Annotated in this window: 29 protein-coding genes; 20 read left to right on the top strand and 9 right to left on the bottom strand. The window is 69.9% G+C overall.

Features of this window, described 5'->3' with window-relative positions:
- The first annotated feature begins 3 nt into the window (after positions 1 to 3).
- Genes NRB56_RS31005 through NRB56_RS30990 form a run of 4 tightly spaced genes read left to right on the top strand, consistent with a single transcriptional unit; the run spans position 4 to position 3403 of the window.
- Positions 4 to 207 carry a hypothetical protein gene (locus tag NRB56_RS31005; protein WP_153347862.1) on the top strand — a complete coding sequence of 68 codons (204 nt, stop codon included), beginning with the start codon at positions 4 to 6 and terminating at the stop codon, positions 205 to 207.
- Entirely contained in the window at positions 200 to 1027 is an 828-nt protein-coding gene (locus tag NRB56_RS31000; protein WP_153347861.1) for an ABC transporter ATP-binding protein, read from the top strand. The genes NRB56_RS31005 and NRB56_RS31000 overlap by 8 nt, the downstream gene beginning before the upstream one ends.
- 5 nt (positions 1028 to 1032) lie before the next feature.
- Entirely contained in the window at positions 1033 to 1800 is a 768-nt protein-coding gene (locus tag NRB56_RS30995) for a hypothetical protein (RefSeq protein WP_153347860.1), read from the top strand.
- 49 nt (positions 1801 to 1849) lie between these two features.
- Complete coding sequence (locus tag NRB56_RS30990; RefSeq protein ID WP_319943786.1) at positions 1850 to 3403, top strand: MFS transporter; 1554 nt, start codon at positions 1850 to 1852, stop codon at positions 3401 to 3403.
- A 44-nt stretch (positions 3404 to 3447) separates the two neighbouring features.
- Here the strand turns inward: NRB56_RS30990 and NRB56_RS30985 are convergent, their stop codons facing one another.
- Both NRB56_RS30985 and NRB56_RS30980 read right to left on the bottom strand, forming a co-directional pair.
- On the bottom strand, positions 3448 to 4638 hold the full coding sequence (locus tag NRB56_RS30985; protein ID WP_153347859.1) for a hypothetical protein: 1191 nt from the start codon (positions 4636 to 4638) through the stop codon (positions 3448 to 3450).
- Between the two features lie 102 nt (positions 4639 to 4740).
- On the bottom strand, positions 4741 to 5628 hold the full coding sequence (locus NRB56_RS30980) for an SDR family NAD(P)-dependent oxidoreductase (protein WP_153347858.1): 888 nt from the start codon (positions 5626 to 5628) through the stop codon (positions 4741 to 4743).
- A 114-nt stretch (positions 5629 to 5742) separates the two neighbouring features.
- On the opposite strand from NRB56_RS30980, the gene NRB56_RS30975 reads away from it, so the two are divergent.
- From NRB56_RS30975 to NRB56_RS30965, 3 genes are all read left to right on the top strand, one after another.
- Entirely contained in the window at positions 5743 to 6660 is a 918-nt protein-coding gene (locus tag NRB56_RS30975) for a LysR family transcriptional regulator (protein ID WP_153347857.1), read from the top strand.
- 485 nt (positions 6661 to 7145) lie between these two features.
- Positions 7146 to 8675, top strand: coding sequence for an MFS transporter (locus NRB56_RS30970; RefSeq protein WP_153347856.1), 1530 nt, complete (start codon positions 7146 to 7148; stop codon positions 8673 to 8675).
- Positions 8665 to 9261, top strand: coding sequence for an acyl-CoA-like ligand-binding transcription factor (locus NRB56_RS30965; RefSeq protein ID WP_153347855.1), 597 nt, complete (start codon positions 8665 to 8667; stop codon positions 9259 to 9261). Before NRB56_RS30970 ends, NRB56_RS30965 begins: the two co-directional genes overlap by 11 nt.
- Here NRB56_RS30965 and NRB56_RS30960 read toward each other — a convergent pair.
- Positions 9251 to 9913, bottom strand: coding sequence for a hypothetical protein (locus NRB56_RS30960; RefSeq protein ID WP_319943785.1), 663 nt, complete (start codon positions 9911 to 9913; stop codon positions 9251 to 9253). The two genes, NRB56_RS30965 and NRB56_RS30960, sit on opposite strands and share 11 nt — an antisense overlap.
- A gap of 18 nt (positions 9914 to 9931) precedes the next feature.
- Here NRB56_RS30960 and NRB56_RS30955 point away from each other — a divergent pair, with 18 nt between their 5' ends.
- Positions 9932 to 10207, top strand: coding sequence for a hypothetical protein (locus NRB56_RS30955; RefSeq protein WP_153347854.1), 276 nt, complete (start codon positions 9932 to 9934; stop codon positions 10205 to 10207).
- An 82-nt stretch (positions 10208 to 10289) separates the two neighbouring features.
- On the opposite strand, the gene NRB56_RS30950 is transcribed toward NRB56_RS30955, so the two are convergent.
- Together NRB56_RS30950 and NRB56_RS30945 are read right to left on the bottom strand one after the other, a co-directional pair.
- Positions 10290 to 10949 (bottom strand): TetR/AcrR family transcriptional regulator, encoded by a 660-nt coding sequence (locus tag NRB56_RS30950; RefSeq protein ID WP_153347853.1) that lies wholly within the window; start codon positions 10947 to 10949, stop codon positions 10290 to 10292.
- Positions 10950 to 10960: 11 nt separating this feature from the next.
- Positions 10961 to 12154, bottom strand: a complete 1194-nt coding sequence (locus NRB56_RS30945; protein ID WP_153347852.1) for an MFS transporter — start codon at positions 12152 to 12154, stop codon at positions 10961 to 10963.
- A gap of 71 nt (positions 12155 to 12225) precedes the next feature.
- Here NRB56_RS30945 and NRB56_RS30940 point away from each other — a divergent pair, with 71 nt between their 5' ends.
- Positions 12226 to 13179 (top strand): helix-turn-helix domain-containing protein, encoded by a 954-nt coding sequence (locus NRB56_RS30940; protein WP_153347851.1) that lies wholly within the window; start codon positions 12226 to 12228, stop codon positions 13177 to 13179.
- A gap of 168 nt (positions 13180 to 13347) precedes the next feature.
- On the opposite strand, the gene NRB56_RS30935 is transcribed toward NRB56_RS30940, so the two are convergent.
- On the bottom strand, positions 13348 to 14097 hold the full coding sequence (locus NRB56_RS30935; protein ID WP_319943784.1) for a MerR family transcriptional regulator: 750 nt from the start codon (positions 14095 to 14097) through the stop codon (positions 13348 to 13350).
- Between the two features lie 205 nt (positions 14098 to 14302).
- On the opposite strand from NRB56_RS30935, the gene NRB56_RS30930 reads away from it, so the two are divergent.
- Complete coding sequence (locus tag NRB56_RS30930; protein WP_153347850.1) at positions 14303 to 15424, top strand: NAD(P)H-dependent flavin oxidoreductase; 1122 nt, start codon at positions 14303 to 14305, stop codon at positions 15422 to 15424.
- Positions 15425 to 15613: 189 nt separating this feature from the next.
- Here NRB56_RS30930 and NRB56_RS30925 read toward each other — a convergent pair whose 3' ends face one another.
- Positions 15614 to 16315, bottom strand: coding sequence for a carboxymuconolactone decarboxylase family protein (locus NRB56_RS30925; protein WP_153347849.1), 702 nt, complete (start codon positions 16313 to 16315; stop codon positions 15614 to 15616).
- Positions 16316 to 16558: 243 nt separating this feature from the next.
- On the opposite strand from NRB56_RS30925, the gene NRB56_RS30920 reads away from it, so the two are divergent.
- The 5 genes from NRB56_RS30920 to NRB56_RS30900 all read left to right on the top strand — a co-directional run bounded on the left by NRB56_RS30920 (position 16559) and on the right by NRB56_RS30900 (position 21317).
- The gene (locus tag NRB56_RS30920; protein WP_319943783.1) at positions 16559 to 17515 is read left to right on the top strand and encodes a patatin-like phospholipase family protein; all 957 of its coding nucleotides are present in this window, start codon (positions 16559 to 16561) and stop codon (positions 17513 to 17515) included.
- 97 nt (positions 17516 to 17612) lie between these two features.
- Positions 17613 to 18323, top strand: a complete 711-nt coding sequence (locus NRB56_RS30915) for a YoaK family protein (RefSeq protein ID WP_319943782.1) — start codon at positions 17613 to 17615, stop codon at positions 18321 to 18323.
- Positions 18324 to 18522: 199 nt separating this feature from the next.
- Entirely contained in the window at positions 18523 to 20322 is a 1800-nt protein-coding gene (locus NRB56_RS30910) for an MFS transporter (protein ID WP_227838487.1), read from the top strand.
- 13 nt (positions 20323 to 20335) lie between these two features.
- Entirely contained in the window at positions 20336 to 20782 is a 447-nt protein-coding gene (locus tag NRB56_RS30905; protein ID WP_153347847.1) for a MarR family winged helix-turn-helix transcriptional regulator, read from the top strand.
- A gap of 373 nt (positions 20783 to 21155) precedes the next feature.
- Positions 21156 to 21317 carry a hypothetical protein gene (locus NRB56_RS30900; RefSeq protein ID WP_153347846.1) on the top strand — a complete coding sequence of 54 codons (162 nt, stop codon included), beginning with the start codon at positions 21156 to 21158 and terminating at the stop codon, positions 21315 to 21317.
- A gap of 40 nt (positions 21318 to 21357) precedes the next feature.
- On the opposite strand, the gene NRB56_RS30895 is transcribed toward NRB56_RS30900, so the two are convergent.
- On the bottom strand, positions 21358 to 21879 hold the full coding sequence (locus tag NRB56_RS30895; RefSeq protein ID WP_153347845.1) for a hypothetical protein: 522 nt from the start codon (positions 21877 to 21879) through the stop codon (positions 21358 to 21360).
- Between the two features lie 396 nt (positions 21880 to 22275).
- Positions 22276 to 22704, bottom strand: a complete 429-nt coding sequence (locus NRB56_RS30890; protein WP_153347844.1) for a CBS domain-containing protein — start codon at positions 22702 to 22704, stop codon at positions 22276 to 22278.
- A 146-nt stretch (positions 22705 to 22850) separates the two neighbouring features.
- Here NRB56_RS30890 and NRB56_RS30885 point away from each other — a divergent pair, with 146 nt between their 5' ends.
- The 5 genes from NRB56_RS30885 to nuoD all read left to right on the top strand — a co-directional run bounded on the left by NRB56_RS30885 (position 22851) and on the right by nuoD (position 26663).
- Complete coding sequence (locus NRB56_RS30885; protein WP_153347843.1) at positions 22851 to 23261, top strand: DNA-binding transcriptional response regulator; 411 nt, start codon at positions 22851 to 22853, stop codon at positions 23259 to 23261.
- A 343-nt stretch (positions 23262 to 23604) separates the two neighbouring features.
- A complete protein-coding gene (locus NRB56_RS30880) occupies positions 23605 to 23985 on the top strand; it encodes an NADH-quinone oxidoreductase subunit A (RefSeq protein WP_319943781.1) in 381 nt (126 codons plus the stop codon).
- A gap of 25 nt (positions 23986 to 24010) precedes the next feature.
- Positions 24011 to 24565: a NuoB/complex I 20 kDa subunit family protein gene (locus NRB56_RS30875; RefSeq protein WP_153347841.1), complete on the top strand. Its 555-nt coding sequence runs from the start codon at positions 24011 to 24013 to the stop codon at positions 24563 to 24565.
- Positions 24562 to 25326 (top strand): NADH-quinone oxidoreductase subunit C, encoded by a 765-nt coding sequence (locus tag NRB56_RS30870; RefSeq protein ID WP_153347840.1) that lies wholly within the window; start codon positions 24562 to 24564, stop codon positions 25324 to 25326. The genes NRB56_RS30875 and NRB56_RS30870 overlap by 4 nt, the downstream gene beginning before the upstream one ends.
- The gene (gene nuoD, locus NRB56_RS30865) at positions 25326 to 26663 is read left to right on the top strand and encodes an NADH dehydrogenase (quinone) subunit D (protein ID WP_153347839.1); all 1338 of its coding nucleotides are present in this window, start codon (positions 25326 to 25328) and stop codon (positions 26661 to 26663) included. The genes NRB56_RS30870 and nuoD overlap by 1 nt, the downstream gene beginning before the upstream one ends.

Genomic DNA, 26663 nt, shown 5'->3' with positions numbered 1-26663 from the left:
CGAATGTCGCATGTTCCGATGGCCGCGCTGCTACCGCTGGTCGTGGTGGCGGTCGGTTTCGTGGGTTTCTGCTGGTACGACCTGTCCCGGGCCCGGGTCCGCTACCTGCCACGATGGGTGTGGGCGATCATCTGCCTGGTCAGCATCCCGGTCGGCGGGATCGTCTATCTCGTGGTGGGCCGGGAGCCGGGATCGGATCGTGGCTGATCCGCGCCTCGAGGCGGCGGGGGTGTCGGTCCGGTTCGGCGACTTCACCGCGCTGGACCGGGTCGACTGGAGAATCGACCACCCGGGCGTCATCGGATTGATCGGGCTCAACGGCGCCGGCAAGACCACCCTGATCCGCGCGGTGCTGGGACTGCAACCGGTCACCGCCGGCGCCGTCCGGGTGCCGATCGGGCTCGGCGCGGTCGGATATTGCCCGGACACACCGGGTTTCGAGCCGTGGCTGTCGGCACGGGAAGTGCTCGAGCAATCCATGGCCATCGGGCCGGTCCGCCGCACCGGCCGCGCCACGATCGACACCGCGCTCGCGGCAGTGGATCTGGAGCGCCATGCCCATCGCCGCGCGGGCGGGTTCTCGCGAGGGATGTTGCAGCGCTTGGGAATCGCCGCGGCGCTGGTGCGCGACCCCGAGGTCCTGATCCTCGACGAACCCACCAGCGCGCTCGATCCCGAGGGCCGCGCCGCGGTCCTGGCGTTGATCCGGGAACTGGGCGGCCGGATGACGGTGGTCTTCTCCAGTCACCTGCTGGCCGACGTCGAGGACCTCGCCGACCGGCTGCTGGTACTGCACCGCGGGCGGGCGATCTTCACCAGCGACACCGCGGAGTTCCGGGCGGGCCACGCCGCCGAACCGACCCTGCGCATCGCCCTGACGAGTGGCCGGATCATCGAGGCCGCGCCCGAGCGGTGGGAAACGGTGCTGGCCGAGGTGTCCGCGCGCAGCGCCGAGATCGACGACATCCGCATCGACCGACCGTCGCTGACCGATGCCTTCTTCACCGCGATCGGGGAAAAACCTTGAACCGCATGATCTTCCGCGTCGAATGGTACCGATGGCTGCGCACCCGGCGACTGGTGGCACTGGTGGCGGCGTTCGTGCTGTTCGCCTTCCTCTCGTTGTTCGGCGCGAAATATCTGCCGGATCTGATCGGGCACTCCACCGAGATCCAGCTGTTGCGCACGCCCGATTGGCGGGACGGGATCCAGCAGTACGTGAAGAACGCCGGGCTGCTGCTCGCGGCGGTATCGGTGGTCCTGGCCGCGCAGGCGTGCGCGGTGCGCGGGAGCGACCCCGTCGGCATCTACTACCTCAGCCGCGAGGTCTCCCCGATCCGCCTGTACCTGCCGCGCATCCTCGTCTCGGCTGCCGTGGTCGCGGTGGCGGCGGTGCTCGGGGCGGTGATCGCGCTGTACGAGTGCCGGGCGTTGTTCGGCCCGTACCCGCTGGCCGCGGCGTCGAGTGTGCTTGCGGTGCAAGGGATCGCGCTGGTGTTGTTCGCCGTGTTCGGTGCGGCCGTGGCGGCGCGGACCGCGTCGGCCGGTCGCGCCGTGGCCGTGGTCGCGGCGGTGTACGTGCTGTGCCTCCTCGTCGCGACCGTGCCCGCGGCCCAGCCGTACCTGCCGATCACCGCGTTGCAGCCCGGTGTCGGCGACGCCGGAATGCCGGTCGTCGCCGCGGCGAAATCGTTGGCCGCGCTCGCGGCCGCGTCCGGGCTCGCACTCGCGGCGGCACTGACGGCGCCGATCCGCGCGATCGGCGCCTCGGCATCGTCGGAGGCGCGCACCGGGCAATAGTTTCCGTCGCCTTCGCCGAACCGACGGTCCGCGGCGGTAGCCTGTCGCGGTGAGGTCATCGGACGACACACCGGGCACAACGTCGCGACCGGGTATCGCACTGGCGGCGGTCACCGCCGTGCTGTTCGTCACCTTCCTCGACACGACCGTCGTCAGTGTCGCGCTGGGCGATATCCGCCACGAACTCAGCACCGACGTGATGCTGTTGCAGTGGGTCGTCAACGCCTACACGCTGGTCTTCGCCGGGCTCATGCTCGCCGGTGGGTCGCTGGGCGATCGGTGGGGCCGCAAGCGGGTGATGATCGCCGGGCTGGTGGTGTTCTGCGCGGGTTCGGTGCTCGCGGCGACGGCGGCCACCGTGCCGGTGCTCATCGCCGGGCGCGCCGTCATGGGGCTGGGCGCGGCGGCGTCCGAACCCGGGACGCTGTCGGTGCTGCGGCACATCTTCCCGGAGGAGCGGGTGCGCGCGCGGGCGCTCGGCGTGTGGGCGGCGGTGTCGGGGCTGGCGCTGGCGGCCGGGCCGGTGCTCGGCGGGGTGCTGGTGCACGCGTACGGGTGGCGTTCGATCTTCTGGTTCAACCTGATCATCGGCGCGGTGGCGCTGGTCGCGGCGCTGTGGTCGGTGCCGGAGAGCGCCGACCCGCATCCGGGGCCGATGGACTGGGCCGGAATCGTCTTGGGCGCGGGCTTTCTCGGGTCGGCGATCTATGCCGCGATCAGCGGGGAGGACCGCGGATACAGTGCGCCCTCGGTGATCACGCTGTTCGTGATCGCGGCCGTGGCGTTCGCCGGGTTCGTCGTCGTCGAGACCCGGGTTCGCGCACCGATTCTCGACTTCCGCTATCTGCGCCTGCCGGCCGTGCGTGACGCGCTGGTGGTCGCCTTCGCCGTCTACTTCGGCGTCTTCTCGATCTTCTTCTTCACCGCGCTGTATCTGCAAGTGATGCAATCGTATTCGGCCGCGCGCACGGCGGGGGTGTTCGCGCCGATGGCCGCCGGCATCATCCTCGGCTCGCTGGCGGCGGGCTTCTGGGTGTCGCGCCGGGGCGCCCGCACGCCGATGATCATCGGATGTCTCGCCGGCGCCGCGGGACTACTGCTGACCCGACACGAGCTCGCCGGGCCGCTGCACGACGGGCCGCTGGCGACCGCGATGGCCGTGGCCGGAGTGGGTTTCGGCATCGCGGTGGTGCCGCTGACCTCGGCCGTGTTGTCCGGGGTGCCCGCCGAACACTCGGGAATGGCCGCGGCGGTGACCAATACGATGCGTCAGGTCGGCTCCGCGGTCGGTGTCGCGGTGCTCGGCGCGCTGGTGAACTCGTTCCTCACCTCGGATCTGAAGAACCGGATGAGTGAGCTGGGGCTGCCGGGTTCGCTACAGCCCGCCGCGATCGACGCCGTCGAACGCGGCCGGATCCCGAAGGGTGTGGACACCACCCCGTACCTCAAATACCTGTCCAAGGTGAACGACGTCCTCAACACCGGCAAGGTCGCCTTCCATCACGGACTCGATGTGGCGCTGCTGGTCTCGGCGATACTGATCCTCGCCGCGGCCGCGTTCACCACTGTCGACGCGATCCTGCACCGGGACACGCCCGCGTAGTCCGCCGCCCGGGGCCGCCGCGCCGGATCCGGATCCCGCCTGAGCTATCGGGCGTGGTTCATCTGCACCTGGATTCGCAGCCAGGTCGGATCGCTGTCGGTCGCGGTGTCGACCGTCTCCAGATCGCCGGGCTCCCAGGTCCGCGCCCCGTCGGTGAGCACGAGTTGCGATTCGAGGTCCGCGTCGGCGTCCACGTCGGAGGTGCCCGCCAGGAAGTCCGTCACCGCGGCCGGTGACGCCACCGCGCGATCCGCGGATGCCGCGAGGCGAACCAGTTCGCCGGTGGCGTCGGCGACGACCAGGTCACCGCTCGCGGTGGCGGCCAGGGCGGTCACCGCGGCGCCGCTCGGGATGTCGTGAGCCAGCGAGCGCTGATTGCCGAGGTCGGCTTCGACGAGGGTGCCGGTCGGCGTGCCGATCCAGAGCACGCCGGGCCGGGTCCCGAACGCGATGTTGTGCCGTGACCAGGCCCGCATCCGGTCCAGCCAGTCCTGCGGGTACGGGTAACCGGGGCTGGGTTCGCCGAGCGTCGTGGACAGCACGTTGTCCAGCGAGGGGAACTCGAACACGTCCAGCGTGTTGACGTAGGCGTTGCCGCGGACCGCCAGATACCGGCCGTCCGGGCTGAAGATCGGCGTCTCGTAACCGTCGACGTCCAGGATCAGCGCACGGCGCAGCACCCGGGGCGCGACGGTGTGCCCGTCGCCGGCCCGGGCGAAGATGCCCAGTGTCGCGCCCTGATTGCTGCGCAGCGTGAGCACCAGCCCACCGGCGGGGTGGGCCGCGACGCCGGTGTCCCAGCCTGGTCCTTTGCCGCACGCGCCGGATTCGAGATCCACGACATCGGAGCATTCCCAGGGATCACCGTCGGTCACCGTCGGGATCGCCCACACCGTGCGGGCGTCCGGGCCGAAGGCCACGTTCCGGTAGCCGGTCGGGAACTTCGTGAGTTCGGACACTCCGGCGGGTGTCCAGCACCGCACCGGACCCCCGTCCGCGATCAGCAGTACGGGATCTTCGGGATGCCAGGCGACGGCCGGCCCGCGACCCCGGCCGTCGCTCGGCGACGCGGCCTCGACGACGCCGAGCGTGCGCAGATCGCTTGCGTCCCAGACATATACGGCCTCGCGGCCGAAGTCCAGGCCGGCGATCAGGGGCAGTCGCGGATGGCACACCACTCGCCCGACAACAGCTCCCCCACCGACCCGGACACGTGTGACGGTCTCAACGGTCATCCAGACACCGTAACGCCAGTGGCCGCGCGGCGCTCTCCTCAGCGTCGGGAAGAGATGTGCGGGCCGCTGACATGCTGTGGCACAAGCGATTCGGCGACGAACTCAGCGCCGGGACGAGGTGCGCGCGGGCACGGGATCGGCGGGACCGGACTCGAACGGTGACCAGGGCAGCACCTTGCCGTCGCGGATCAACTGCCCGTAGTGGTCCGGGCGGGCCGGGCGCAGCACGAGGTCGAGCAGCGCCACGGCCGCCGCCGCGGGGGTGGGCTGGTCGGAGACGTCCCACCACAGCGCCGAGGTCGGGGTGTTCATCATGCCCGGGCAGACCGCGGCCAGCAGGATGTCGCGCGCGAGATCGTCCTCGCGGCGCTGCGCCGCCAGCGCCCGGACGGCCGCGACCTGCGCGATCTTCGACGGGATGTTGACGAATCCGGGCCACGCGCCGGCTCGGGCGCTGCCGTCGGCGACGGCGTCGCGCCACGCGGCGACCTCCTTGTCGACCTCGTCCAGTGAGGCCGGGGCCGCGAATCGGTCGTGCAGCACGGGCGCGAGGTGATGCAGGGTGCCCAGCGAACTGGCCACGACGAGCAGCCGTCCGTGATCACGCAGCAGCGGCGCGAACGCGCGCAGCAGCCGGGTGGTGCCGAAGTTGTTGACCTCGGTGTACCGGTCGACGATCGCGCGCGGATCGTCGTCGGGGCCGACGCGCATGACCGCGTTGCCGAACACGATGTCGACGCCGCCGTGCCGCTGCCGCAGTTGTGCGGCCAGCCGCGCGGCGGCGTCGGGCTCGGCGACGTCGAGCAGTTCGCCGCGCACCGTCGCGCCGCCGGCCGGAACCGCCTCGACCGCGCGGTTGATCCGGTCGAAGTCGCGGCCGGTGAGGTAGACGGTGCCGTCCGGCCCCAACCGGCGGGCCAGCCCCTCGACCAGGGCCAGACCCAGGCCCTGGGTGGCACCGGTGACGAGAGCGACTGTGGGAGTGGACATTTCAGCCTTCCTGAGGGTGGATCGCGATCCGTTACCGGTCCGCTCAGTTCATGGTGGGCCTGTGCCCGTCATGTGACCAGCGAAAGTTGATCAGATGTGGTATGCGTAAATGTCATGGCCTTCGGTGACGCCTCGCTGACCGCGCTCCGGGTGTTCCGCGAGGTGGCGGAACGCGGCACACTGACCGCCGCGGCAGCGGCCCTCGGCTACACCCAGTCGGCGGTGTCGCGGCAGATCGCGACCCTCGAGCGCGCGGCGGGCGCCGAGCTGTTGCAGCGCCGCCACGACGGGGTCCGGCTGACCGCGGCCGGTCGGGTCGTCGCCCGCCGCGCCGCCGCCGTGATCGACCAGATCGATGCCACGGCAAGAGAATTGGCGGGGATTCCGGAGGAACTGGCCTCGGTCCGGCTGGGCTGGTTCACCAGCGCCGGGACCTGGCTGGTGCCGCAGGCGCTGGCCGAGTTGCGGCGCACGCATCCGGGGATCACCGTCGTCGGCCGCGAGGGCAGTACGCCCGCGCTGGTGCGGGCACTGCGCGCGGGCACGATCGACCTCGCGCTGCTCGCCTCGGCGCCACCGTACCGGCCGCCGGATTCGGAGACGCCCGCGCTGCGACTCCAGGTGCTCGCCGAACGCAGTCTGCTGGTGGCGGTCCCGGCCGATCACCCGCTCGCACGCGGCGAGTACATCGATGTCGACGATCTGCGCGGCCGCCGCTGGATCGCCGGCCCGCGCGGCGATTACACGATGGGCGTCTGGCCCGGGGTCGACGAACGACCGGAGATCGCGCACACCACCCGCGACTGGCTGGCGAAACTGCAACTGGTGGCGGCCGGTTGCGGCATCACCACCGTCCCCGCCGGACTCGGCGCGATCCTGCCACCGGGCGTCCGCGCCCTACCGGTGCGCGGCGGCGCCGACGAATCCCGCCGCCTGCTCCTGGCCCGCCTCCCGCACCCCCTCCCCGAGCCCGTAGCCCGCCTGGCTACCGCCCTCCGCACCGCCGCCGTCGGCACGCCCGCCTCCGGCTGACAAGCTGCGGCACAAGCGAATTCGTGGGCGGGCACCGGAAATCCCGCACCAGGCCCGCGACCGAGTGTTGACAACACGTATCCGGAGGACCGGGTGGCTTTGTTCGTCGTCGGCGGCCGCAACACAGGAGTCGCGATTGCGGTCGAATCGGCAACGCGCGGAGCGGCTGTCGGGAACAGCTACCCGGGCGATGCGGTCGTGACCGAGCACCGCCCGCGCCGCGGTCCGCCGATTCTCTTCCGTCGCCCGCCGATTCGACGCCGTATGGGGTGCGTACCGGCGGCTCGACACCATGCTGCGCTCGAGTGCCCGGATCCGGGGGCGGCACCGCCTGCTGTAGCTGGGCGTCTGTACAGGTGACGTTCGAGATCCTCGATCACGGTCCCGGATGGTCGCCGGGTGCCGTGGTCGAGTGGGAGCGCCGGACATTTCGACGATGTGGAGGTAGCCTTCTTTTGAAGGTTACCTTCTATTTGGAGAGTCTCATGTTCTCTTTCGGAGCGGCGCGGTGGTGGGCGCTCGGCGCGGTCAGCCTGAACGTGCTGGCGGTGAGCCTCGACGGCACGGTGTTGTCGGTGGCGTTGCCGACGCTGGCGCGGTCGCTGCACGCCACGGAGTCCGATCTCGAGTGGTTTTCGGCCGGATATCTGCTGGTCCTGGCGGCCGCGGTGCTACCGGCCGGGCTGATCGGCGATCGGTTCGGCCGCAAGGCGACGATGCTGGTGTCGCTGGGGCTGTTCGGGATCGGGTCGGCATGGTGTGCCTACGCGCCCTCGCCGGGCTGGTTCCTCGCCGCCAGGCTGCTGATGGGGGTGGCCGGCGCGGGCATCACGGTGATGGCGCTGTCGGCGCTGACCGTGCTGTTCGGCGAATCCGAGCGGGCCCGCGCGGTCGGCATCTATCAGGCGGCGAACTTCCTGGCACTGCCGCTCGGGCCGATCCTGGGCGGCTGGATGCTGTCGCATCTGTGGTGGGGCTGGATGTTCCTGCTCAACGTGCCGATCGTGCTGGCGGGCCTGGTGGTCGGGGCGGCGCTGGTGCCCGAGTCGAAGGCGTCGCGGCGGCCCGGTCTGGATCCCGTCGGGGTCACGGCGTCGGCGGTCGGGCTGGTCGCCCTGACCTACGGGCTGATCGAGGCCGGGCAGCGCGGCTGGACGGATGCGATCGCCGGATCCGCGATGGCCGCGGGCGTGCTGGCGCTGGCCGGATTCTTCGGCTGGGAGCGGTATCTCGCCCGCAGCGGCGGGCAGCCGATGATCGATCCGGAACTGTTCCGGTCCCGCGCGTTCACCGCCGGGGCGACGCTGGGCGGTCTGGTCGGTATGGGCATGGTAGGGCTGCTGTTCACGATGCCGCAGTACTTCCAGGCCGTGGCCGGGACGGACGCACTGGGATCCGGGTTGCGGCTGCTGCCGCTGGTCGGTGGCCTGATCGCCGGAGCGCTGCCCGCGGCCTGGTGTACCCGGACGATCGGTGCGAAGGTGACCGTGGTGCTCGGATTCGGGCTCACCGCCGTCGGCGCCGGGCTGGGCGCGACCACCGGCACCGGATCGGGCACCGGCTTCGTCGCCGCGTGGATGGCGATCATGTGCGCGGGCACCGGGCTGGCGTTGAGCGCGGTCACCTCGGTCGCGGTCGGGACCCTCACCGCGGAGCGCAGCGGGATCGGGTCGGCGGTGGTGCAGGCGTTCCAGAAGACCAGTGCGCCACTGGGTACCGCGATCCTGGGCAGCGTGGTCGCCGCCGACTACCGCGGCCGGCTCGACCTCACCGGATTGCCGCCCGCGGCCGCCGACACCGTCCGCAGCGGCGTGCACGGTGGGCTCGAGGTGGCGCGACGGACGCCCTCGCCGGGCTTCGCGGCGATGGTGCAGGATGCTTTCGTGCACGGAGTGGATATGTCGATGCTGGTGGCCGCCGGGATCGCGGTGGCGGGCGCGGTCGCGGCACAGGTGTTCCTGCCCGGCGCGCGTGCCCCCGAACCCGCCGCACCCCAGGAGTCGCATGCCGTCTGATCCCGCCAAACCCGGTCTGCGCGAACGCAAGAAGGCGCAGACGCGCGCCACCATCTCGGCGTGCGCGCTGCGCCTGTTCGACGAGCAGGGCTACGAGGCGACCACGATCGAGCAGATCATCGAGGCCGCCGCGGTCTCGGAGAGCACCTTCTACCGCTACTTCCCCACCAAGGAGGATCTCGTCCTCCAGGACGAGTACGACCCGCGGATCATCGCGGCGCTGCGGGCCCAGCCCGCGGACCTGCCGCCGATCACCGCGCTGCGCCGGGCCTTCGCCGCCGTGTTCGGCGACCTGTCCGACGCCGCGCGGACGGAGTTGCGCGAGCGGACCGCGCTCATCCTGACGGTGCCCGCCCTGCGCGCCACGATGCTGGACCAGTTGTTGCAGACCATGCAGGCGTTGGCGGTTCCGCTGGCCGAGCGCGCCGGCCGGGATTCGGACGACTTCGCGGTGCGCACGGTGGCGGGCGCGATCGTCGGCGCGCTGACGGCGGTGCTGGCCGAACTCGCAGACGATCCGCAGGCCGATGTCGCCGAGCTCGTCGAGCGGATCGTGGAACAGCTGGAATCCGGGCTCAGTCTGTGACGTCGGGAATGTCGACCACGATCTCGCCGCCGAGCCGGTAGCCCCCGATCAGGCGCAGATTGTCGCCGCTCCAGAACTTGCCCGGGTCGTAGTAGTTGGGGCGTTTCTCCGGCAGCAGGCCCATCGCCTGATACGTCATGGCGACGATCTCCGCGCAGTACGCGTTCTCCAGGCCCGCCGCCTCGGCGTCGTCCTTGCGCGACCGCCGGGGCAGCGGGACCCGGCCGAGGAACCAGCGGCCGGCGAGCGCGCTGGTCGACGGGAAGGGCATGCCGTCCAGCCGGGCCACCACCCGCAGCGCCGCGTCCTCCATCTCGCCGGTGACCGGGCGATCGAGCTGGCGCATCCACGCCTGCTGCCCGTATTCGTGCGTCCAGCGCAGGACCGCGGCCCGCAGATCGTGCAGCTGGGCGCCGCGGTGATTGGTGCCGGACCAGGCGTCCGGCAGCGCCCGGCCCAGTTCGGCATGCCAGATCAGCGGCGGTAGATCGTCGACGGCCACGACCATGCCGACATGGTTCACGGGACTGTTGGTGAGGCCGCGGATCGCGCGATCGGCGGGCGTGTGCCCGCGGAACAACCAGAGATCTCCGGTCCGGGCCAATTCCACCGCTTCGTCCAGGCCGATACTCGTGGGGGCTTCGCGTGGCACGGCGACTAGCCTAGACGCATGCGCTGGTGGAAAGTACTGGGTCTGGCGGGAGCGGCCGGGGTCGCGGCGACCGGTGTGGTGATCGTGCAGGCCGAACGCAAACGGCGCGCATACACCCCGGACCAGGTCCGGGAACGGCTGCACGCGCGCCTCGACGAGCAGGCCGCGCAGGCGCCGGCGGCCCCGTCGCTGGAGCCGGTCACCGCGCCCCGGTCGCCGATCTCGCTGGGACTGATCGTGATTCGGGAACGCGCCCGGCAGGTGAAGCGATCGATCGCCGCCCGGCGCCGATAGGCCGAGGGCCGCGTCGGTCACCGTCGCGCCGAGCGGTCGAGCCGGCTCGGATCATGGTGGGAGCGTGTGTTTTCCGCGACCCTCACCGATCGTCAGCGGGACGCCGATCGCCCGTCCGCACCGTGGCATCGCTGAGCACGGCCCGCAGCCCGGCGGTGAAGCGCCGGTCCCGGTCGCCGGTCATGATGGCGAGGATGTCACCCGACTCGTCCACGCGCGGAACGTCGTTCGACAACAGGGTCCGTACCAGCGGCTGCCATTCGCCGGTGCTCTCCAGCTCCAGGTAGGCCTGTTCCTCGATGACGAAACCGACTGTGTAGGAACGCAATACCGAGGCCAGGTCACCGGGTTGGAAGGGTGGCCGGGCGATCGCGGCGAGCAGGGTCCGCAGCACCGCCGACAGTTGCGACGCCGCGCCGAACGGCGAATACGAGCCGGCGACGATGCGGCCGCCGTCCCGGAAGCCCAGCATCGCCGCCCGCAGCCGCTCGCAGCAGGTGATCACCTGACCCACGCCCGGGTGCGCGGTATCGATGTCGCCGAGGCCGACGGTCCGGTAGATCGCGTCGGACATGGCCCGCTGCAGATCCTTCCGATCCCGCAGATGTTTGTACAACGCACCCGGCGTCACCCCGGCCGCCGAGGCCAGCCGGCGCATGGTGAGGGCGTCCAATCCGTGTTCCGCGACGTACTCGTGGGCGAGCTCCACCAGCCGGTCGCGGGTCAATCCGCGTTTGACCATCGGCGTCGAGCCTAGTGGCGCGCGCGCCCGGCGACGACGAGCCAGCCGGTGGCGAGCGCGGCGACGCCGAGTACGACGAGCAGCAGTGCCGGCGGCGTCAGGCGCAGACGCTCGTGCGCGACCGCGAGCAGGAACGGAACGGCGAAGCCGAGATAGCTGAGCGTCTGGTACACGGCGGTCGCGGTGCCGAGCGAACGCGGATCGGCGGCCTGCTGGATGTCGGCCAGCCCGCAGAATTGCGTGACACCGTAGGCGAATCCGAGGATCAGGGAGGTGACCAGCACCGCCGCGGGCGACAGCGACCACGCCGCCCCGGCCGCACCGGCGATGCCGATCAGCACCGGGATCATCGCCACGGGCAGGACGCGGCCGGGCCGCAGTCGCCGCAACGCGGTGCCCAGCGGCACCGCCGCGATCCCGGCCACCGCCCCGGCCCCGGTCGTGATCGCGGTGAACAGCAGCGGCCGATCCACCCGCGTGGCGACCAAGGTCGGCAGATAGGCCAGCGCGATCGCCGCGGAGCCGAACACCCAGGGCGCGAAGGGCAGCAGCACCAGCAGGAAGTGCCGGGTGAGCCGGTGCGGCGCAACCGTTTCCGCATCGGGCACGGGTGCGGCGCGCAATTCCCCGGGGGTGCGCCACGCGGCCGGTACGGCGGCCGCCACCAGCACCAGATGCGGCAGGTAGGCGGTCACCGTGGGCGCCGGAAGCCATTGCGCCGCAACGCCCGCCACGAACGGACCGGCCGCGAAACCGGCGGTCATGGCGACCGTCGAGCGCCGCGGACCGGCGGCCGCCGTGCCCGCCGCGGCCGAGAGTTCCCGTACCCAGGCCGCGCCGGTCCCGAACGCCGCGCCGCTGGCGACCCCGGCCAGGAACCGCCCGGCGAACAACCAGCCGACGTCCCCGGCCATCAGCAGGCAGGAGGCCAGCAACGACAGGGCCAGCGCGGGCAGCATCACCGGGCGGCGGCCGAACCGGTCCGACAACCGGCCCCCGGCCACCAGCGCGGGCACCAGGCCCAGGGCGTAGAGTCCGAACATCGCGTCGACGGTCGCCGTCGACAGTCCCAGCCGCTGTTGGTACAGCACGATCAACGGGGAGAACTGGTTCGCGCCCCAGCCGACCGCGGCCAGCGCGACGCCCGCGCCGAGCCAGTCCCGCCGGGACACCCTCGGGGACCGCGCTTCTCGTGTCATGACCATGTGGTCAACCCTGCGCCGCAGCCGAATCCGGCGACAGAGTCCGATCCGACAACAGGCGTACAGTTTCGGACATGAGCGTTGTCGCCGTCGCCCTGTCCGAAGGCGTGCCGATGTACGAACTCGCGGTGCCGTGCACCGTGTTCGGCACCGACCGTACCGAGATCACCGGCACCGACTGGTACGAGTTCCGGGTGTGCGGCCCGTCCGATGCCCGGGTCGACCGCTGGTTCCGCTTCACCGCCGAATACGACTACGCCGATCTGGCCCGCGCCGACACCGTGATCGTCCCGGCCTGCCACGACGGCGCGCTACGGCCGCCGGCGGATCTGGTGAGCGCGGTGCGGGCGGCCTACGAGCGCGGCGCGCGGGTGATGTCGATCTGCACCGGCGCCTTCGTGCTCGCCGAGGCCGGATTGCTCGACGGTCGCCGGGCCACCACGCACTGGCAGTCCGCGGCGTTGCTGGCCCGGCGCTATCCCGCAGTCACCGTCGACCCGGACGTCCTCTACGTCGACGAGGGCCGGGTGCTCACCTCGGCGGGCAAGGCCGCGGGCATGGACCTGTGCCTGCACGTGGTCCGGCGCGACTACGGCGCGGCGGCCGTCAACGAACTCGCCCGCCGCCTGGTCACGCCGCCGCACCGGGAGGGCGGGCAGGCCCAGTACATCACCACGCGGGTCCCGAAGTCGGTGCGGGACAACTTGACTCCCGTATTGGATTGGGCGCTGGCGCATCTCGGCGAGCCGATCACGGTGGACGACATGGCCGTTCGCGCCCATCTGACCCCGCGCTCGCTGCACCGGCACTTCCAGGAACGGGTCGGCACCAATCCGTCGACCTGGTTGCAGCAGCAGCGGTTGCGCCGGGCACAGGAACTGCTGGAGCACACCGACCACGGCATCGATCTGGTCGCCGAGCGCTCCGGCTTCGCGACCGCCGCGACGCTGCGACGGCATTTCCGGCGCGCGCTCGGCACCAGCCCTGACAGCTACCGCCGCACTTTCACCGGCCGCCTCGCCGGCTGAGCCTGCCCACCGGCTCGCCGACCGGGTCGGATCATCGGCTCGCCGGTTGAACCGAATGACCGGCTCCTCGGCCTGCCGAATCAGCGGCTCATCGGTGGAGTCGGATGACCGGCTCGCCGACCCGGTCGGATCAGCGGCTCACCGGTAGTACCGAATCGGCGGAATCGGTTACCGCCGTGCGGCATTCGCCGCCTTCACGAACTCGATCTGCGCGGGTGTCGGACCGCAGAACTCCTGCCGGATCCGGTCGGCGTTCTCGGTGTGCATGCGATACAGGCTGTCCCGCAATCCGTCGTCGCCGCCGTGGAAACCTTCCAGCAACGCCATCCAGCGCGCGGCCAGCTCCCCGGCCTCCGGGGAGGCCGGGTCCATACCGGCTGCGAGGGCGGCGTCGACCTGCGGGATGAGTTCGGCCCAGGCCGCTTCGGCCTGCCCGATCCGCTCGTCGCCGAGTTGCTCCCGGCGTTCGGCGAGCTGCGTCAGTTGCTGTTCGGAGAAGTACTGCTTGACGGTGTCGTCGACCATGACGGTCCTCCTGATCAGTTCCAGGAAGCGATCCGCGGACGCGTCGGGCCGGTTCCGCGCGGTCTCGGCCAGTACCTCGACCAGCGTGTGCAGATCCCGGATCGCGGTCAGCCGCGCGGCCAGATGGTCGCGATGCGCGGCCAGCACGTGCGCCATTTCCACGACCCCCGACAGCACCTCCGCGATCCGGTCCAGGCCGAGGCCCAGCTGACGGAGCGCCAGCACCTGATAGAGCCGTTCGACATCCGCCTCGGTGTACAGCCGGTGCCCGATCCCGCTGCGATGAGCCGGGCACACCAGCCCGATCCGGTCGTAGTGGTGCAGTGTCCGGATGGTCAATCCGGCCTCGGCCGCCAGTTCGCCGACCTTCCACACCTGTCCGGATTCCGGCACGTCCGCTTCCTCTCCGCTTCCACCGGCCCGTTCGCGCCGGTGCCGGTGACGCTATGACCCGACGCTACGTCAGGCGCAAGCCGCGAAGATCCGGCCCGGTGGAATCGAGCCGTCGCGACCGGTGGGCGTGACACTATGGCCTCCAAGATGGAACGTGTTCTAGGCTAAGAATGAAACGTGTTCTAGTAGAGGAGTCCACTACGCCATGCGTACCGAGATCTGTGAACGGCTGGGCATCGACGTCCCCATTTTCGCCTTCACCCACTGCCGCGACGTCGCCGCCGCGGTGAGCAACGCCGGCGGGCTCGGTGTGCTGGGCGCGGTCGGATTCACCGCCGAACAGCTCGAGATCGAGCTGGCCTGGCTGGACGAGCACGTGCACGGCGTGTACGGCGTGGATCTGGTGATCCCGTCCAAATACGAGGGCAAAGGCATCGAGGGGTTGAGTCCCGCCGAGCTGGAAGCCAAACTGGCCGAACTGGTTCCGCAGGAGCATCGCGACTTCGCCGAGAAGATCCTCGCCGACCACGGCGTCCCTCGTCTGCCGGAGGACGAGCACCACAACCAGCTGCTGGGCTGGACCGCCACCACCGCCGGGCCGCAGGTGGAGGTGATCCTGCGGCATCCCAAGGCCAAGCTCGTCGCCAACGCGCTGGGCACCCCGCCCGACGACGTGATCAAGCAGGTGCAGGACTCCGGCCGGCTGATCGGCGCGCTGTGCGGTTCGGTGAAGCACGCGCTCAACCATCAGCGGGCGGGCCTGGATTTCGTGGTCTGCCAGGGCACCGAGGGCGGCGGCCACTGTGGTGAGGTCTCCTCGCTGGTGCTGTGGCCGCAGGTGATCGACGCGGTCGGCGACCTGCCGGTGCTGGCCGCCGGCGGGATCGGCGACGGTCGTCAGGTCGCCGCTGCGATGGCGATGGGCGCCGCGGGCGCGTGGACCGGTTCGCTGTGGCTGACCGTCGAGGAATCGAATGTGCCGCCGGCGCAGATGCAGACCTACATCGAGGCCACCAGCCACGACACCGTCCGGTCCCGGGCATGGACCGGCAAGCCGGCCCGCATGTTGCGCAACGAGTGGACCGAGGCGTGGGAGCGTTCCGACACCCCCAGCCCGCTGCCGATGCCGCTGCAGATGATGGTCGCGCTCGACGGCGTGAAGCGCGGCCACCGCTACCCGGAGGCCGCCAAGGACGTCAACTTCAACCCGGTCGGCCAGGTGGTCGGGCAGCTGAACAAGGTCGAGCGCACCGCCGACGTGATGCAGCGCCTGATCGAGGAGTACCTGACGGCCTGCGAACGGCTGAACAAGCTCAACAACTCCTGAAAACCGTTCCGCCCCCCGCCATTCCGAGCGTATGTGGCCGGAATCCGTTGCCGGGTCCCGGCCACGATCACGCCGGGACGACGAGGGGCGCGGTCCCGGGATATGCACGGTCGGCGCCGATGCTGCCAGTATCCGGCGCGGAAGGTGTGTTGCCGAGACCCGAGTATCCGGGGCGCTACCGTATTTCGCTCACCCCGCGCGCACGGCGAGGACCTCCTTGACCACCGGCAGCGCCGCGAACACGTTCGGCCAGCCGACGTAGAACGCCAGATGTGTGAGCACCTCGGCGGCCTCGGCCTCGGTCAGTCCGGCGTCGAGCGCCCGTTCCAGGTGGAAGGGGATCTGCTCGACGTGCCCGGTGGCGAGGAGCGCGGCCACGGTGACCACGCTGCGGTCCCGCGGCGCGAGCCCCGGCCGCAGCCACAGATCGCCGAACACCAGCTGGGTGGTGTACTGCACGACACCGGGCGCGGTCGCGCCGAAATTGCGCTCGACCTCCTCGGCCCGTCGCGCCTCCGCCGCCGCGTCCTGCGGCAGCGGCTCCGCCTCGACCGGCGGTAACTGCTCGCGGCCGATGCCCCGGTGGTCGAACACCTTCTTGATGGTCGGCACCGAGGCGAGCGCGTCGGCCCAGCCGGCGTAGAAGGCCAGGTGGGTGACCATTTCGGACAGCTCGGCCGGGGTGATGCCGTTGTCGAGCGCCCAGAAGATGTGATACGAGAGGTCGGACAGGTGATTGCGCGCGATCAGCGCCGACACCGTGACCAGGCTGCGGTCCCGGGAGGAGAGGTCCGGCCGTTTCCATACCTCGCCGAGCAGGACCGATTGGGAGTACCTGTCCAGGACGGGTGCGACCGCGCGCACCTCAGCTGTGGGTAACCAGTCGACCATGTCCGTCCCCTGTCCGTTTGTCGGTCGGCATTGACGCAATCACGGCAGAACAGCAGCTAGCGGGTCACACGTTATGGCAGTGATCATCGCACACCACCCCGACACGGCCTCGGCCCGGACCGGCGCGATCCGGCTCCGGATCGGTGCACGTGATGCCATCCCGCAGCGGGTGCGGGACGCGTGGCACGGCGGCTGTGTTAGAACCGAGGCAGGTGTTCGGGGGCGTGCGGAAGGATCGAACAGGTGTCGCGGAGTGTGGACGGCTCGGCGGTCGCGGAGCTGATCGCGCGGCGGCGGGCGGCGGGCAGCGCGCCGGGTGCGCGCGCGGACGACGCGCGGCTGGCGCTGGTGGTCGAGGGCGGTTCGGCGCGCGGTGCGTACTCGCACGGCATGGTCATGGCGCTGGAGGAACTCGGCCTGGTGGACTGTTTCGACGCGGTGTACGGCTCGTCGGCCGGCGCGCTGAACGGGGCGTGGCTGTTGTGCGGGCGGGCACGGCATTCCGAGCGGGCCTGGCATCCGGACGTGGTGCGGCGGGTGATCTCCCCGGCCCGGATGCTGTGGGGTGGCCGGGTCGTCGACACCCCCTATCTCGTGCACTCGGTGTACGGGCACATCGTGCCGATGGACTTCCCGGCGATCCTCGCCAATCCGGTGACCTTCCATCCGATCGGTACGGACGCCGCGACGGGCGCGGCGGTCGATCTGCATCCGCATCTCACCGATGTGGCCGCGTTGCAGCGCGCGCTGCGGGCCACCACCTGCCTGCCGATCCTCGCCGAGCATCCGGTCGAACTCGGCGGTCGCCGCTACGTCGACGCCGGGCTGGCCGAGCCGGTGCCGGTCCGTACCGCGCTGGCCCAGGGCGCGACCCATGTGCTGGTGCTGCGCACCCGGCGGGCCGACGAAAAGGCGAGTGCGCCCTCGGGCCTGGAGAATCGGATCGTCACCCGATTCCTGACCCGGCACGCGCCCGGAGTCGTCGACACCTGGCTGACCCGCGTCGCCGTGCACGCCCGGGACGAGGAGCTGATGGCCACCCACCCGGCCGTGCTGCAGGTCCGGCCGCCGCTCGGCGCGCCGACGATCGGCCGCGTCGCGCGGGATTCCCGGACGTTGCTGCAGGCCCTCGCGATCGGCCGCGCCACGACCGCCGACGCGCTGGCTCCCTATCTCCCGGCGGCCACGCGCGCGAGCTGAGCGGATTGCACGGTATGCCGACCGGCAGCCGGTGCGTTCCGCCGCGCGCCGGTATCGACACACCGGAATCGGCGAAACACGTTGCTAGCCTGTTGCTGTGACCTCGACGTCGGAGCCGCCCGCACCGTTCTGGAATCTCGAGACCGAGCTGTCGTCGGTACTGCTCGTGCTGGCCGGATTCGTCGGCGCCGCGGCCTACACGCATTCCGAGGGATACTTCGTCACCTTCATGACCGGCAACACCGAGCGCGCGGTGATCGGCGGCTTCCTCGGCGATCGAGGTTTCGCGCTGGGCGCGATGGGATTGATCCTCTGCTTCCTCGGCGGGGTGTTCGTCGGCTCGGTGTTCCGGCGCTGGCGATGGTGGGGCAATCATCCGCACGGCTCGACCGTGCTGGCCACGATCGCGCTGGCCGCCGCCGCGGTGCTGGACTGGATCCTGTACGCGCACGAGGCCGATCTGGGGCTGGTGCCGATCCTGTTCGTCTCGTTCGGGATGGGCATCCTGAACACCTCGTTCGTGCGCAACGGCGAGGTCGCCATCCCGGTCACCTACGTCACCGGAACCCTGGTGAAGTTCGCCCAAGGGGTGGAGCGGCATCTGCTCGGGGGCGGTACCCACCGGGAGTGGCTGGGTTACGCGGTGCAATACCTCTCGTTCGCGCTGGGCGCGCTGCTGGGCGGCCTGGTCTCCCTGGTCGTCGACGGCCGGGACATGCTGGAGGCCGCGGTCGTGGCGTCGGCGATCGTGGCGGCGTACACGTGGCGGGCCGATGTGCGGTGGGTGCGCCGGCAGGAACGGGCCTGACCCTTCCGGTGGTAGCCGGACGCTTCGTCCTGTGACACATCTCGCGCCGCCACGATTTAGTTAGTTAGCCTCACGCAACTATTCTAAGTGGAGAACCTGTCCGATTACCCCGATCCGGAGGGGACCTCCCTTGGCTTCCGCACCCACACCCGGTGCCCTCGACGTCGATGACGTCGAGACCATCCAGCGCCGGCGGCGCATGGACCGCGACCACCCGAAGTACAAGTGGGTGGCGCTGTCCAATACGACGCTCGGCATGCTGATCGTCACCATCAACTCGTCGATCGTGCTGATCTCGCTACCCGCGATCTTCCGCGGCATCGACCTCAATCCGTTGTCGGCGAGCAACGTCAGCTACCTGCTGTGGATGATGATGGGCTTCCTGCTCGCCTCCGCCGTGCTGGTGGTGATGTTCGGGCGGCTCGGCGACATGTTCGGCCGAGTGCGGATCTACAACTACGGTTTCGTCGTGTTCGCGATCGCCGCGATCGCCACCTCGCTGGACCCGTTCTCGCACGGCGGCGGCGCGATCTGGCTGATCGCGTGGCGCGTGATCCAGGGCATCGGCGGCGCGATGCTGATGGCCAACTCGGCGGCCATCCTCACCGACGCCTTCCCCGCCAACCAGCGCGGCATGGCGCTGGGCATCAACCAGGTCGCGGCCATCGCGGGTTCGTTCCTCGGTCTGCTGATCGGCGGCGTGCTGTCGGAGTGGGACTGGAAGGCCGTCTTCTGGGTGAGCGTGCCGTTCTCCGTCGTCGGCACCATCTGGTCGTACCGCTCGCTGCAGGACTTCGGCCAGCGCAGCGCCGGATCCCTCGACCTGCCCGGCACGCTGACCTTCGCCGTCGGCCTGACCGCGCTGCTGACCGGCATCACCTACGGCATCCAGCCCTACGGCGGCTCCAACACCGGCTGGACCAACCCGTGGGTGCTGGGCGCCATCATCGGCGGCATCCTGCTGCTGATCGCGTTCTGTGTGATCGAGTCCAAGGTCGCCCAGCCGATGTTCAACCTCGCGCTGTTCCGCAACCGGGCCTTCAGCCTCGCCAACCTCGCCGGTCTGCTGTCCTCGGTCGGCCGCGGCGGCATGCAGTTCATGCTGATCATCTGGCTGCAGGGCATCTGGCTGCCGCTGCACGGTTTCGACTACGAGTCGACCCCGCTGTGGGCGGGCATCTACATGCTGCCGACCACGATCGGCTTCCTCGCCGCCGGCCCGATCGCGGGCTACCTGTCCGACCGGTTCGGCGCGCGCCCGTTCGCCGTCGGCGGTCTGATCCTGGTCGCGCTCAGCTTCATCGGCCTGATCGTCATCCCGGTCGACTTCAACTACTGGCTGTTCGCCGCGCTGATCTTCCTCAACGGCATCGGCTCGGGCGTGTTCGCCTCGCCGAACACCGCGGCCATCATGTCCAGCGCGCCCGCCGCCCAGCGCGGCGCCGCCTCGGGCATGCGCGGCACCCTGTTCAACGGCGGTTCGGCGCTGTCGATCGGCCTGTTCTTCTCGCTGATGATCGTCGGCCTGTCCAACACCCTGCCCGGCGCGCTCGGTTCCGGGCTGCGGGAACAGGGCGTCTCCGGGCCCGTGGCCGACCAGCTGGCGAACATGCCGCCGGTGGGCAGCCTGTTCGCGGCGTTCCTCGGCTACAACCCGATCCAGGAGCTGCTCGGCCCCAGCGGCGAGCTGAGCCGGCCGGGCGTGCACGGCGACGTGCTCACCGGGCAGGAGTTCTTCCCGCACCTGATCTCCGGCCCGTTCCATTCCGGTCTGGTGGTCGTGTTCCTCGCCGCCGCGGCGATGATGCTGATCGGCGCGATCGCCTCCTGGTTCGCCGGTAACGGTATCGCCGTGGACGAACAGGCCGAACTCGCCGAGGCCGCGCGAGAGGGCATAATCTCCGAAACGGACAGCATCGACGGCGATGTCGTCGGTGCGGCGACTGACGACACTGTCGTCGGTGTCGAGATGTCGACGTCGTCGAGGACGACCGGGTAGGAGCAGCCCACCGATGATCCAGCAGGAGCGCTCGCGCAGCACCGAGGAATTGGCCGAGGCAGCCGATCTGTACCTCGCCATCGGGCGCGTCACCCGGGTGCTGCGCCGCTCCGGGGATCTGGGATCGCTGAGCCAGGGGTCCGCCGCCGCACTGGGCACGCTGGTGCGGTCGGGCCCCATGCGGCTCAGCGATCTCGCCGCCGTCGAACACGTCACCGCGCCGACCATGTCGCGGATCGTGTCGGGACTGGAGAAGCACGGTTACGTCGTGCGCAGCGCGGACCCCGGTGACGGCCGGGCCCAGTTGCTCACGGTCACCGAACGGGCCAGCGCGCTGGTCAACGGCCTCACCTCCGCGCGCATCCAGCGCTTCGCCGCCGCGCTCGAACAACTAGACCCGGCCGAGCGCCGCACCCTCCTCGCGGGGCTCACGAAACTCGTCGGGCTCCTCGATGACTGACTTTTTGGCGCCACGGCGGCACTTTTGCGCCGAACTCTCCGACTTGCCGGTCGGTATTCATATTTTTCGGATGTTTACCGGAACTTTTGCGCGGGAACACAGTCCAGTGCCATAGCCCTCGGCAACTCGACGCAGTCGAGCGCACAAAGGTGATCACGGGAATCAGCAAACTGTCGGCCCGATCGGTGTTCGCATCGAAAGAATCGCCGTCATATCAACGATCCTTGCTCGGAATTACGGTTGCTGGTATACAGGTCGGAATTCTACCGACAAGATCTGGATCGCTCACAGCGTTGTGAGCCGGAGGCACCAGCCCCGGAACACGTATGATCGCTGCGGGTTTCGGGGTCCACACGGATTCCGGAGGAGATTCGTGATGATTTCCCGCCCGCAGACCACGCCGGTGACACCGAGGGAGAGCGAAGATTCGCTCGCCGACACTGTCGTCTGGCCCGATCCCAGTCCGCTGACCGCCTGGTGGCAGCAGGTCATGCAGACCCCCGCCGAGCAGACCGTCCCACCCGCGGCCGGCTGACGAACCGACAATCAAGCGGCACAACGGATCCCCGGGGTGCCTAGTTCCGTGGCGCCTGTGCCACGGTGAGCGTCACCGGGGTGTTCGCCGAGACCGTGGTACCGGGATCCGGTGCCTGTCCCGTAATCGTCCACGGGACAGTGAAACTCGCCGGATCGTGCATCACGTCGTGCCCGTCCGCGGTCACGACTCCGGTGACGTCGTAACACAACCCGCTGCCGACGACCGTGGTGGCCAGCGGCGCGCCACGGAAGTCCGGAATCGGTTGCGGCCAGCCCCGACTGCTACAGCGCGCGGCCGCGTTGCCGGCGGTGGGCGCGGCCGCGGCGCTGCTCGTGGCCGCCTCGCCGGTGGTCGAATCCGGCGCGGCCGCAACCGAACTCGACGCGGGCGCCGCCGCTCGCGGCGCCGCCGCCGGCGAACTCGCGGCGACCGTCACATGTGAGGCGACGGGCGCACCCGCGCCGGCTCCGGTGCTGCCTCCACCCGAATCACCGCAGCCGGCAACGAGAACGGACGCGAAGACGACCGATACGGGTACGGTCACGGCGGGGCGGCGCATGGAGGTCCTCTGTGGTCGCGGGGTCGGCGGCACGCTGCGCCACGCACCCTATCGGCGCGCCTCGACATCCCCGCGACGGGGGTGCCGTGCACCGGCTCCGGTCGGCGAAACCCCTCGCGAAAAATCGTGTGCCCGGAATTTTTTCCGTGGTGGTCACCGTTTCCGGCGGGCCACCGGAAAAACAGCGAATGTGAAATGGGCGAAGGTCCGAATCCGCCGTGACAAGGAGAATCGGGCGGTGGGGTCCGAGGGACAATGCACATCCCGGACCCCACCCGATCTGCGGTGTTGTCCACCGCGAGCCTTCGAATCGAACGATCCGTCCAATCGAAATAATGCGCCCGCGGCAGACATTCTATTCATCGATCGGTGTTACGAGCTGATGAATTCGCTGGATCACTGCTGCAGATAGTGCACCAGCTGTTCCCGCTCGGTCTGCAGCTCCGAGATGGCGCTCTTGACCACGTCGCCGATGCTGACGATGCCGGCCAGCCGGCCGTCCCGCAGCACCGGCAGATGCCGGACCCGATGTTCGGTCATCGTCGAACGCAGACTCTCCACCCGATCCTCCGGCGAGCAGGTGTGGACCACCGCGGTCATGATGTCGGCCACCGGCCGGTCCAGCAGTTCCGCACCCACGGTGTGCAGGCGCCGCACGATGTCCCGCTCGGACACGATGCCGTCCACCGTGCCGCCGCCTCGCGACACCACCACCGCCCCGACATTGCGCTCGGCCAGCACGCCGAGCAATTCCCGTACCGTCGCCTCCGGTACGATCGTCACAACCTCCGCGCCCTTCCGACGCAGAATCTCCGAGATACGCATAGCGGCCGCCCTTCCTAGTCGCGCCTCGCGTATCTATCAATATCCCGCGTCCCATCCCCGCTGACCAGGGCCGACTACTCGCAGGTTTGCGGCGGAGCCGAGGCAATCGAACACGAAGCAATCAAGCACCTTGTAGCATCCGGAAGATGGCCGATGCGAACCGTTCCGCCGCGGTGCGGGTGCTGGTGTATTCGAGCGACGCCGATACGCGCCGCCAGGTGACTACCGCCCTGGGCCGGCGGCCGCGGGCGGATCTACCGCCGTTCGACTATCTGGAGGTGGCCACCGCGGCGGTGGTCCTGCAGCAACTCGACGCGGGTGGTATCGACCTGGTCGTGCTGGACGGCGAGGCCGCTCCCACCGGCGGGCTCGGGCTGGCCAAGCAGTTGAAGGACGAGATCGCCGCCTGCCCGCCGATCGTGGTGCTCACCGCCCGGCCCGACGACGCCTGGCTCGCGAACTGGTCCCGGGCCGAGGCCGTGGCCGCGCATCCGATCGATCCGTTCCGGCTGGCCGAGGCCGCCGCGACCGCCCTGCACTCGCGCTCCGCCGCCTAGCGCGGCCCCTTCCCCGCACCGCCGGAAACCGGCGGTTCTCCGCCGTCGCCGGCACCCGTCGATCCGTCGTGCGGGTGCGGTTGTCCGGTCGCGTCGATTGCGCCGTTTCGGTCATAAGTGACTGTCCGGTTTTCGATCAAATGCCGGGGCGAAAGCACGGGCATCCATAACGATCAGTTGTAGGCTGTGCCGTAGCTCACACGAGTGCACCCGGCGATATGAATCCCCCGCGCCCCCGCTGAGCACGCCTCGAGGCGCGATTGACCCGGCAGACGACGTCGTCAGCCGCGTCTCGGCAGCTGCTGCTGTCAGACCGCTGTCAAGGGAGAGAGGTAGTGCAGTTGTGAATACCGAGGTGCCCACACTCGTGCTCGGCGCGGTCGCCGCCGCTTTCGGGCTGATATCCCTCGTTCTCGCCACCGTCGTCGGCCCCAAGCGCTACAACCGGGCCAAACTCGAGGCCTACGAATGCGGGATCGAGCCGACCCCGCATGCCATCGGAGGCGGCCCGGGAAATGCTGCGGGACAACGCTTTCCGGTGAAGTACTACCTCACCGCGATGCTCTTCATCATCTTCGACATCGAGATCGTGTTCCTGTACCCGTGGGCGGTACACCTCGACGCGCTCGGTGTGTTCGGTCTCGCCGCGATGGCGCTGTTCTTCTTCAACGTCTCGGTGGCGTACGCCTACGAATGGCGGCGCGGCGGACTGAGCTGGGACTGATCACTACAGGAAGTGGGTGTTCGGCATGGGTCTCGAGGAGAAACTGCCCAGCGGTTTCCTACTGAGCACGGTCGAACAGTTCGCCGGTTATCTGCGCAAGGGCTCGCTGTGGCCCGCGACGTTCGGGCTGGCGTGCTGTGCGATCGAGATGATGGCCACCGGGGCCGGGCGGTACGACCTGGCCAGATTCGGGATGGAGGCGTTCCGCGCCTCGCCGCGGCAGGCCGATCTGATGATCGTCGCGGGCCGGGTGAGCCAGAAGATGGCGCCGGTGCTGCGCCAGGTGTACGACCAGATGACCGAGCCCAAATGGGTTCTGGCCATGGGGGTCTGCGCCTCCTCGGGCGGCATGTTCAACAACTACGCGATCGTGCAGGGCGTCGACCACGTGGTGCCGGTCGACATCTATCTGCCCGGCTGCCCGCCGCGGCCGGAGATGCTGCTGCACGCGATCCTGAAGCTGCACGAGAAGATTCAGCAGATGCCGCTCGGCGTCGATCGCGCGGAGGCCGTCCGGGCCGCCGAGGAGGCCGCGCTCGCCTCCACGCCGACCATCCGGATGGGAGGTCTGCTGCGATGACGTTCGACACTCCCGGCCAGACCGGCGGATCCGATACCGGCGCGGCCGCGGCGCCGGATCCGGCCCCCGACGCGAACGCGGCCGCCGCCCCGACCGCCGGCTCCGGCGAGGAGGTGATCGGGCTGCGGCACGGCATGTTCGGCGTCAGCGGCAGCGGCGACACCTCCGGGTACGGCCGGCTGGTCCGCTCGGTCGGCCTGCCCGGCGGCACCGAGCCACCGTACGGCGGATACTTCGACGAGCTCGTCGATCTGCTGCGGAAGTCGTTGTCCGACAAGGTTTTCGCGCTCTCTATCGAGAAGGTCGTGGTGTTCCGCGACGAGCTGACGCTGCACGTGCGGCGGGAGCGGCTGCCGGTCGTCGCGCAGGCGCTGCGCGACGACGAGGCGCTGCGATTCGAGCTGTGCCTCGGCGTCAGCGGCGCGCACTATCCGGAGGAGACCGGCCGCGAACTGCACGCCGTGTACCACCTGCTGTCGGTCACCCACAATCGGCGGGTCCGGCTCGAGGTGTCGGCGCCGGACGCCGATCCCCGGATCCCCTCGCTGTATTCGGTGTATCCGACGAACGACTGGCACGAGCGGGAGACCTACGACTTCTTCGGCATCCTGTTCGACGGCCACCCCTCGCTGACCCGGATCACGATGCCCGACGACTGGCGAGGCCATCCCCAGCGCAAGGACTATCCGCTCGGCGGGATCCCGGTCGAGTACAAGGGCGCGCGCATCCCGCCGCCCGACCAGCGGAGGGCGTACAGCTGATGAGCGACATCGATACCCGGGGCGCCGAGGGCGCCCCCGCGCCGGCGACGCCGGAGCGCACCGTGACCGTCGTCGGCCAGGACTGGGACGACGTGCGGCAGTCCCTCGACGGGGTCGCCGAGGAACGCATCGTCGTCAACATGGGCCCGCAGCATCCGTCGACCCACGGGGTGCTGCGGTTGATCCTGGAGATCGAGGGCGAGACCGTCACCGAGGCCCGGTGCGGTATCGGCTATCTGCACACCGGCATCGAGAAGAATCTCGAATTCCGCAACTGGGTGCAGGGTGTCACCTTCGTGACCCGGATGGACTACCTGTCCCCGTTCTTCAACGAGACGGCGTACTGCCTCGCGGTGGAGCGGCTGCTCGACATCACCGACGCGATTCCCGAGCGCGCCACCGTGATCCGCGTGCTGCTGATGGAATTGAACCGCATCTCCTCCCATCTGGTGGCGCTGGCCACCGGCGGCATGGAGCTCGGCGCGCTGACGCCCATGCTGTTCGGCTTCCGGGAACGGGAACTGATACTCGACGTCTTCGAGACCATCACCGGCCTGCGGATGAACCACGCCTTCATCCGGCCCGGCGGCATCGCCCAGGATCTGCCCGACAACGCGGTCACCGAGATCCGGGATCTGTTGCAGCTCATGCCGAAACGGCTGCACGATCTGGAGCTGCTGCTCAACGAGAATCCGATCTTCAAGGCCCGCACCCGTGGCGTCGGCTACCTCGACCTGACCGGCTGCATCGCGCTGGGCATCACCGGGCCGGTGCTGCGGTCCACGGGTCTGCCGCACGATCTGCGCAAGTCCCAGCCCTATTGCGGGTACCAGGATTACGAGTTCGACGTGATCACCGACACCGGATGCGACTGCTACGGCCGCTACTGGATCCGGGTGGAGGAGATGAAGCAGTCGCTGCGCATCGTCGAACAGTGCCTGGACAAGCTGCGGCCGGGCCCGATCATGGTGGACGACAAGAAGATCGGCTGGCCCGCCGATCTGCGACTGGGCCCGGACGGCCTCGGCAACTCCCCCGCGCACATCGGGCGCATCATGGGCACCTCGATGGAGGCGCTGATCCATCATTTCAAGCTGGTCACCGAGGGGATGCGGGTGCCGGCGGGCCAGGTGTACGCGGCGGTGGAGTCGCCGCGCGGCGAGCTGGGCGTGCACATGGTGTCCGACGGCGGCACCCGCCCGTACCGGGTGCACTACCGCGACCCCTCGTTCACGAATCTGCAAGCGGTGGCGGCGATGTGCGAGGGCGGCATGGTCGCCGACGTGATCGCGGCCGTGGCCAGTATCGACCCGGTGATGGGCGGTGTCGACCGATGA

Source organism: Nocardia aurantia (assembly GCF_009604425.1).
GTDB classification, from domain to species: Bacteria; Actinomycetota; Actinomycetes; order Mycobacteriales; family Mycobacteriaceae; genus Nocardia; species Nocardia aurantia.
Note: the sequence above shows the minus strand (reverse complement) of the source record. Positions and strands in the feature narration are given on the sequence as shown.